The following is a 7,146-nucleotide window of genomic DNA, read 5'->3' as shown; positions in this document are numbered from 1 at the left end:
TTCTTCAACAACTTCAACCACTTGCGCTTCAGATCTCTCGTCAGCGGGAGGCGAATTCTACAGCGTTACACGCTGCTGTCAACACCTCTTTTTCAACTTCCTTTTGGCTTCGATGAACTGAAGCAACCTGCTGCCAAAAACTTCGTAACTCATTGAATCTCAAGGAGTTTTTCGTTTCGACTGCGCCGGAAGTGGGGCGAATTATAGACGCCTGGGATTTGCCGTCAACCGTTAATTTCGCTTTTCTTGCAAAACCGGCTTTTTGGCCAGTAAACGCGGGATACGCCGCGTCACGGGCGGAATACGCAGTATCAGAAGCACTGCACCTATAAAGGCATAGATCGCCCATTCCTCAAGATCCGCGCGCACGATCCACAGCATATGCAGTAAACCCAAACCCAGAATTACGTACGCCAGGCGATGCAGCTTCTTCCAGCGCGTGCCCAAACGCCGCTGACTGTAGCGATTGGACGTTACCGCCAACGCCAACAATCCTAGAAAACCCAACGCCCCTACTATTATGTAAGGCCTCTTGCGCAACTCGACCGCCAGCTGCGACCAGTCAAACCCCAGGATAAACGCCATATAACTGCACAGGTGCAACACCACATAGGCGAAACACCAAAGCCCCAACTGCCGGCGAACCGCAATCCACCCCGCCCAACCGGTGAGTTTCTGCATCGGCGTCATGCTCAGGGTGATCAGCAACAACACCAAGGTCCCCAACCCCAGCCGATCGACCAACACTTTGCCGGGATCCGGGCCGAGCAAATCCTCAAGCGCTTGATACAACCAAAGCATCGGCCAGATCGCTGCCGCAATGAAAACGCCTATACGCCAGAACGGAAATCGCATCAGTAGTTCTTCCGCAGATCGAGCCCTGTATATAAAGAAGCGACTTCATCCGAGTAGCCGTTGAACATCTGCGTATCGCGTACGTTCGGTTTGAACAGACTGTTCGGCAAACGTCGCTCGCGCGCCTGCGTCCAGCGTGGGTGATCAACCGTTGGATTCACGTTCGCGTAGAACCCATACTCATCCGCCGCAATGCTTTGCCAAGTGGTTTTCGGCTGCTCGCTGACCAGACTGATACGCACGATGGATTTGACGCTCTTGAAGCCATATTTCCACGGCACCACCAAACGCAGCGGCGCGCCGTTCTGATTTGGTAACTCGCGGCCATACATGCCCACCGCCAGAATCGCCAACGGATTCATCGCCTCATCCAGACGCAAGCCTTCTACATACGGCCAGTCGATCAAGGCAAAACCGGAGCGCTGCCCCGGCATGGTTTTGGGATCCTGCAGCGTTTCAAAGCGGATGTACTTGGCATTAGCGTTTGGCTCGACTTGCTTGAGCAACGCCGAGATTGGAAAACCGATCCACGGAATCACCATCGACCACGCCTCTACACAGCGCAGGCGATAGATTCGCTCTTCCAGTTGATATGGCTTCATGAAGTCTTCCAGCGCATATCGCCCCGGCTTACCCACCTCCCCGTCTATCACCACACTCCACGGTTCGGTTTTCAGCGAGCCGGCATTCGCCGCCGGATCCCCCTTGTCGGTGCCGAACTCGTAGAAGTTGTTGTAGTGAGTGGCGTCTTTAAAAGGCGTGATCGCCTCATCCTTGACGTTGACTGCTCCCCATTTAGTAGAGGACAGCTTGTCGTTGAACCAGGCAGGCGCTTTACCGGGTTCGACATCGGCGTAGCGAGCGGCATCCTCGGCATTGGCCCAGCGTGGCAGGCTACTGACGGCGATACCGGCAGCAGTAGCCCCGAGCAATTGGCGGCGCGAGAGATAAATGGATTCAGGCGTGACATCCGACTCGTTGCAGTCAGACGCTTTGGGGATTTTGATCAGCATGACAACTCCGCAGCTTTGGAGGACAGATGCACCCATAGACTGCGGAGTATGCGTGAAATTACATCACTCGGCTTTTTTGTGCCGACGAAGGTGCAACAAGTACTGCACCGGGCCGGATGCTGCATAGGCGAGGAACACCAACAGCAGAATGCGCGGCGGATCGCTGAACACAACGGCAAACACCAGCACCACGGCAAGGATCGCCACGAATGGCACGCGCCCTTTCAAGTCCAGCTCTTTAAAGCTGTTGTACTTGATGTTGCTGACCATCAGCATGCCGGCCGCCGCAACCATCAGCGCAACGAGGAACGACATCTTCGACCCCTGAATGCCGTAATCGCTGAACGCCCAGACGATACCCGCCACCACACCCGCCGCTGCCGGACTGGCCAGACCGATGAAATAGCGCTTGTCTGCCGTGCCGACCTGGGTGTTGAAGCGCGCCAGACGCAATGCCGCGCCCGCGACATAGATGAAGGCGACCATCCAGCCGACCTTGCCCATATCACCCAACGCCCAACCGAAGGCCAGCAGCGCCGGTGCGACACCGAACGCGACCATGTCTGACAGCGAGTCATACTCGGCGCCGAAGGCACTTTGCGTATTGGTCATGCGCGCCACACGACCGTCGAGGCCGTCGAGCACCATGGCGACGAAAATCGCGATTGCGGCAAAGGCGAAATACTTGCTCGCATTGACGGAATCCCCAGCACTCAATGCCGCCTGTGCGCTCATCGAGTTGATGATGGAGTAAAACCCTGCAAACAGGTTCGCAGTGGTGAACAGATTCGGCAGCAGATAGATACCACGATGCCGGACTTTACGACCTTCTGCGTCGTGCCCTTCTTCGATGTGTTCATCGATGGGCAGCAGGCTTTCGGCGTCAGAAGCCTTGTTCGGCTCTTCGGGACGTTCGCTCATGGACATTACCTTGCAACGGTTTGGAGAAATTTCGACAGGTGCTTGAGGACGACAGTTCGGCCACAAACGCTGCAGCTTTATACCAGAACCACCGGCTCAAACGAAAAAACGCGGCCGAGGCCGCGTTTTCCGTACAAGAAGGACGACTTAGTTTTTGGCTTTGTCGACGATCTTGTTGGCACCGATCCACGGCATCATGGAGCGCAGTTGCTCGCCGATGATTTCGATACCGTGAGCGGCGTTGTTACGACGCTTGGCGGTCATCGAAGGGTAGCCGGTTGCGCCTTCGCTGATGAACATTTTGGCGTATTCGCCGTCCTGAATACGTTTCAGGGCGTTGCGCATGGCCTGACGGGACTCGGCGTTGATCACTTCCGGGCCAGTCACGTACTCGCCGTATTCGGCGTTGTTGGAGATCGAGTAGTTCATGTTGGCGATACCGCCTTCGTACATGAGGTCAACGATCAGCTTCAGTTCGTGCAGGCACTCGAAGTAGGCCATTTCCGGCGCGTAGCCAGCTTCAACCAGGGTTTCGAAACCGGCTTTAACCAGCTCAACGGTACCGCCGCACAGAACGGCTTGTTCGCCGAACAGGTCGGTTTCAGTCTCGTCCTTGAAGGTGGTTTCGATGATGCCGGTACGACCGCCACCAACGCCAGCAGCGTAGGACAGTGCAACGTTTTTGGCGTTGCCCGAGGCGTCCTGGTAGATCGCGATCAGGTCAGGAATACCGCCGCCTTTCACGAACTCGGAACGTACGGTGTGGCCTGGTGCTTTCGGCGCGATCATGATCACGTCGAGGTCGGCACGCGGAACAACCTGGTTGTAGTGAATCGCGAAGCCGTGGGAGAAGGCCAGGGTGGCGCCTTTCTTGATGTTCGGCTCGATTTCATTCTTGTACAGCGACGACTGGAACTCGTCCGGGGTCAGGATCATGACCAAGTCGGCAGCCGCAACCGCGGAAGCAACGTCGGTCACTTTCAGGCCGTGAGCTTCAGCTTTGGCAACGGTGGCCGAACCTTTACGCAGACCAACAGTAACGTCAACGCCGGAGTCTTTCAGGTTGCACGCTTGAGCGTGGCCCTGGGAACCGTAACCGATGATGGCAACTTTCTTGCCCTGGATGATCGACAGGTCGCAGTCTTTTTCGTAATAAACTTTCATGAAATTCCCCTATATATCCAGGCCGTTCAGGCCATTCGCTAATTTGGTTTAGATGCTGAGTACTTTGTCGCCGCGGGCAATGCCGGTCACGCCGCTACGGACGGTTTCCAGAATCGATGCGGTGCCGATGGACTGAATGAAGCTGTCGAGCTTGTCGCTGGTACCGGTCAGTTGAACGGTATACACGCTGGCGCTGACGTCGACGATCTGTCCACGGTAAATATCGGTGGTGCGTTTGATCTCGGCGCGCTGGGCGCCAGTGGCCTTGACCTTGACCAGCATCAGTTCGCGCTCGATGTGAGCACTTTCCGACAGGTCCACCAGCTTGACCACTTCGATCAGCTTGTTCAGGTTTTTGGTGATCTGCTCGATGACTTCATCGTGGCCAACGGTGGTCAGCGTCAGACGCGACAGGGTCGGGTCTTCGGTCGGGGCCACGGTCAGGCTTTCGATGTTGTAGTTGCGCTGCGAGAACAGGCCGACTACGCGAGACAAAGCGCCGGGTTCGTTTTCCAGAAGCAAGGAAATAATGTGCCGCATGATTAAGTACGCTCCGTCTTGCTCAGCCACATATCGCGCATGGAGCCGTCTTTGATCTGCATCGGATAGACGTGCTCGCTGGTGTCGACCGAAACATCGATGATCACCAGGCGATCCTTCATGGCGAACGCTTCTGCCATCTTCGACTTCAAATCTTTCGATTCGGTGATGCGTACGCCGACGTGGCCGTAGGCTTCAGCCAACTTGACGAAGTCAGGCAGCGATTCCATGTAGGAGTGCGAGTGACGGCTGCCGTAGCTCATGTCCTGCCATTGACGAACCATCCCCAGAACACCGTTGTTCAGGATGACGATTTTCACTGGCAAGCCGTATTGCAGGCAGGTCGACAGTTCCTGGATGTTCATCTGGATGCTGCCTTCGCCGGTGACGCAGGCAACGTCGTCATCCGGGAAGCTCAACTTGATGCCCATGGCCGCCGGGAAACCGAAGCCCATGGTGCCCAGACCACCGGAGTTGATCCAGCGATTCGGCTTGTTGAACGTGTAGTACTGCGCAGCGAACATCTGGTGCTGGCCCACGTCGGAAGTGATAAAGGCATCGCCCTTGGTCACTTCGCAGAGGGTTTCGATCACGGTCTGCGGTTTGATCACGCTGCCGTCGCCCTTTTCATAAGGGAACAGGCCGCGATCACCACGCCATTCATCAACCTGCTTCCACCAACTGGCCACGGACTCCTTGTTCGGGGTCTCGCCGATTTCCTTGAGGATCGCGACCATTTCGGTCAGGACGCTCTCAACCGGACCAACGATAGGCACGTCGGCCTTGATGGTCTTGGAAATCGAAGCCGGGTCGATGTCGATATGGATGATCTTGGCGTTCGGGCAGAACTTCGCCGGGCCGTTGATCACGCGATCGTCGAAACGCGCGCCGACCGCGAGGATCACGTCAGCATGGTGCATCGCCAGGTTGGCGGTGTAGCTGCCGTGCATGCCGAGCATGCCGATGAACTGACGATCAGTCCCCGGGAAACCACCCAGGCCCATCAGTGTGTTGGTCACTGGCAGGTTGAGCATTTTCGCCAGCTCGGTCAGCGGTGCGGAACCGTTGCCGAGGATCACGCCGCCACCGGAATAAAGCACTGGGCGCTTGGCAGCGAGGAGCATTTCGGCTGCCTTGCGGATTTGCCCGGAGTGACCGCGAACGGCCGGGCTGTAGGAACGCAGCTTGGCTTTCTTCGGGAAGATGTATTCGAATTTCTCGGCCGGGTTGGTCATGTCTTTCGGGATATCGACCACGACCGGGCCCGGACGACCGGATTGCGCCAGGTAGAAGGCCTTCTTCATGACTTCCGGGATTTCCGAAGCGTGCTTGATCATGAAGCTGTGCTTCACGATCGGCCGGGAGATACCGATCATGTCGGTTTCCTGGAACGCGTCGGTGCCGACCATGGTGCTTGGCACCTGACCGGAAATGATCACCATTGGAATCGAGTCCATATAGGCCGTGGCGATACCGGTGATGGCGTTTGTGGCGCCTGGACCGGAAGTCACCAATACCACGCCGGCTTTACCGGTGGCACGGGCGTAGCCGTCAGCCATATGGGTTGCCGCTTGTTCGTGACGAACCAGGATGTGATTCACTTCCGGTTCTTTGAACAGGGCATCGTAAACATGCAGGAGAGCACCACCCGGGTACCCGTAGATATATTTGACGCCTTCGTCACGCAAAAAGCGGACGAGCATCTCACCGCCAGATAAAAGCTCCACGTTGTTCACCTCTAAAACGCCAGAATACCGTCCACAAAAAAGGGGCGGGTCTTAATAGGTTTACTTCTCGGCAGAGCATGAGCGACGGTGGTCGCCGACTACGTCAGCACTGACTGAGCAAGTATTGGGATCGTCCCAGTGTTGCGGGCCTTTCCCACCCAGCGCGAGGTAACGCGTTGCGGGTGTAACAGGTCGGCGCGGATGTGCGCCTCATGATCTACCGAGTGGGTCTGCTTCTGGCAGTCCCTCTACAGCGGACTTTGGATTCTTCTGTTTCGCCCTCTCCAAGTCAAGCTGTCTATGTCACTAATTGTGGGTAAGCACATGAGAACGCAAGAAAAAACCTGAAAACCGCTACTCTGTTAGCGTCAATTGCGCAATTTTGCCAAGGAATCAGCATGCGAACGCTCCTCCTCACCCTGCTGATCGGCCTCAGCCCCTGGTGCATGGCCGCTCAGATCTACAAATGGGTCGACGCCCAAGGTGTCACGCATTTCGATGCGCAGCCGCCAGCGGGTCAGCCATCCACCACATTACAGACGCCCTCCTCGCCCCCGCCCAAACCTGCGCCAATGCCGGGCAGCGGCGTGCTCGGCGATCAGAAGGCGATTGATGACCAGGTGAAGAAACAGGTCGCGGATCAGCAGGCGCAGCTCAAGCAGTTTTGTCAGCAGGCACGGACGAACCTTGCGCAGTTGCAGAACAATCCGCGTTTGAGGGAGCAAGTGGAGGGGCAGATGCGACGGCTGGATGATGCGCAGCGTCAGGAGCGGATTGTTGAGGCGCAGAAGCAGATTGCACAGAATTGTGAATAGATATGTGTAGGAGCTGCCGAAGGCTGCGATCTTTTGATGTTGTTTTTAAAACAGGATCAAAAGATCGCAGCCTTCCGCAGCTCCTACAGTTTCCGGTGTACACGCCGACAG

Annotated in this window: 7 protein-coding genes; 1 reads left to right on the top strand and 6 read right to left on the bottom strand. The window is 56.5% G+C overall.

Features of this window, described 5'->3' with window-relative positions:
- Nucleotides 1-231 precede the first annotated feature (231 nt).
- The 6 genes from msrQ to QMX93_RS28925 form a co-directional block, all read right to left on the bottom strand.
- Nucleotides 232-855 carry a protein-methionine-sulfoxide reductase heme-binding subunit MsrQ gene (gene msrQ / locus QMX93_RS28950; RefSeq protein WP_282358984.1) on the bottom strand — a complete coding sequence of 208 codons (624 nt, stop codon included), beginning with the start codon at nt 853-855 and terminating at the stop codon, nt 232-234.
- Complete coding sequence (gene msrP, locus QMX93_RS28945) at nt 855-1,868, bottom strand: protein-methionine-sulfoxide reductase catalytic subunit MsrP (RefSeq protein ID WP_282358982.1); 1,014 nt, start codon at nt 1,866-1,868, stop codon at nt 855-857. The genes msrQ and msrP overlap by 1 nt, the downstream gene beginning before the upstream one ends.
- Nucleotides 1,869-1,931: 63 nt before the next feature.
- Complete coding sequence (gene pssA / locus QMX93_RS28940) at nt 1,932-2,789, bottom strand: CDP-diacylglycerol--serine O-phosphatidyltransferase (protein WP_053123855.1); 858 nt, start codon at nt 2,787-2,789, stop codon at nt 1,932-1,934.
- Between the two features lie 147 nt (nt 2,790-2,936).
- The gene (ilvC, locus tag QMX93_RS28935) at nt 2,937-3,953 is read right to left on the bottom strand and encodes a ketol-acid reductoisomerase (protein ID WP_053123857.1); all 1,017 of its coding nucleotides are present in this window, start codon (nt 3,951-3,953) and stop codon (nt 2,937-2,939) included.
- 48 nt (nt 3,954-4,001) lie between these two features.
- Complete coding sequence (ilvN, locus tag QMX93_RS28930; RefSeq protein WP_003176102.1) at nt 4,002-4,493, bottom strand: acetolactate synthase small subunit; 492 nt, start codon at nt 4,491-4,493, stop codon at nt 4,002-4,004.
- Nucleotides 4,494-4,495: 2 nt separating this feature from the next.
- Nucleotides 4,496-6,220, bottom strand: a complete 1,725-nt coding sequence (locus QMX93_RS28925; RefSeq protein WP_212545832.1) for an acetolactate synthase 3 large subunit — start codon at nt 6,218-6,220, stop codon at nt 4,496-4,498.
- Nucleotides 6,221-6,618: 398 nt separating this feature from the next.
- Between QMX93_RS28925 and QMX93_RS28920 the strand changes: the two genes are divergently transcribed.
- Complete coding sequence (locus QMX93_RS28920) at nt 6,619-7,035, top strand: DUF4124 domain-containing protein (RefSeq protein WP_282358978.1); 417 nt, start codon at nt 6,619-6,621, stop codon at nt 7,033-7,035.
- Nucleotides 7,036-7,146: the final 111 nt, after the last annotated feature.

This window comes from Pseudomonas sp. PS01303 (genome assembly GCF_029959385.1).
Classification (GTDB): Bacteria; Pseudomonadota; Gammaproteobacteria; order Pseudomonadales; family Pseudomonadaceae; genus Aquipseudomonas; species Aquipseudomonas rustica.
This window is presented reverse-complemented; position numbering and strand designations above follow the sequence as displayed.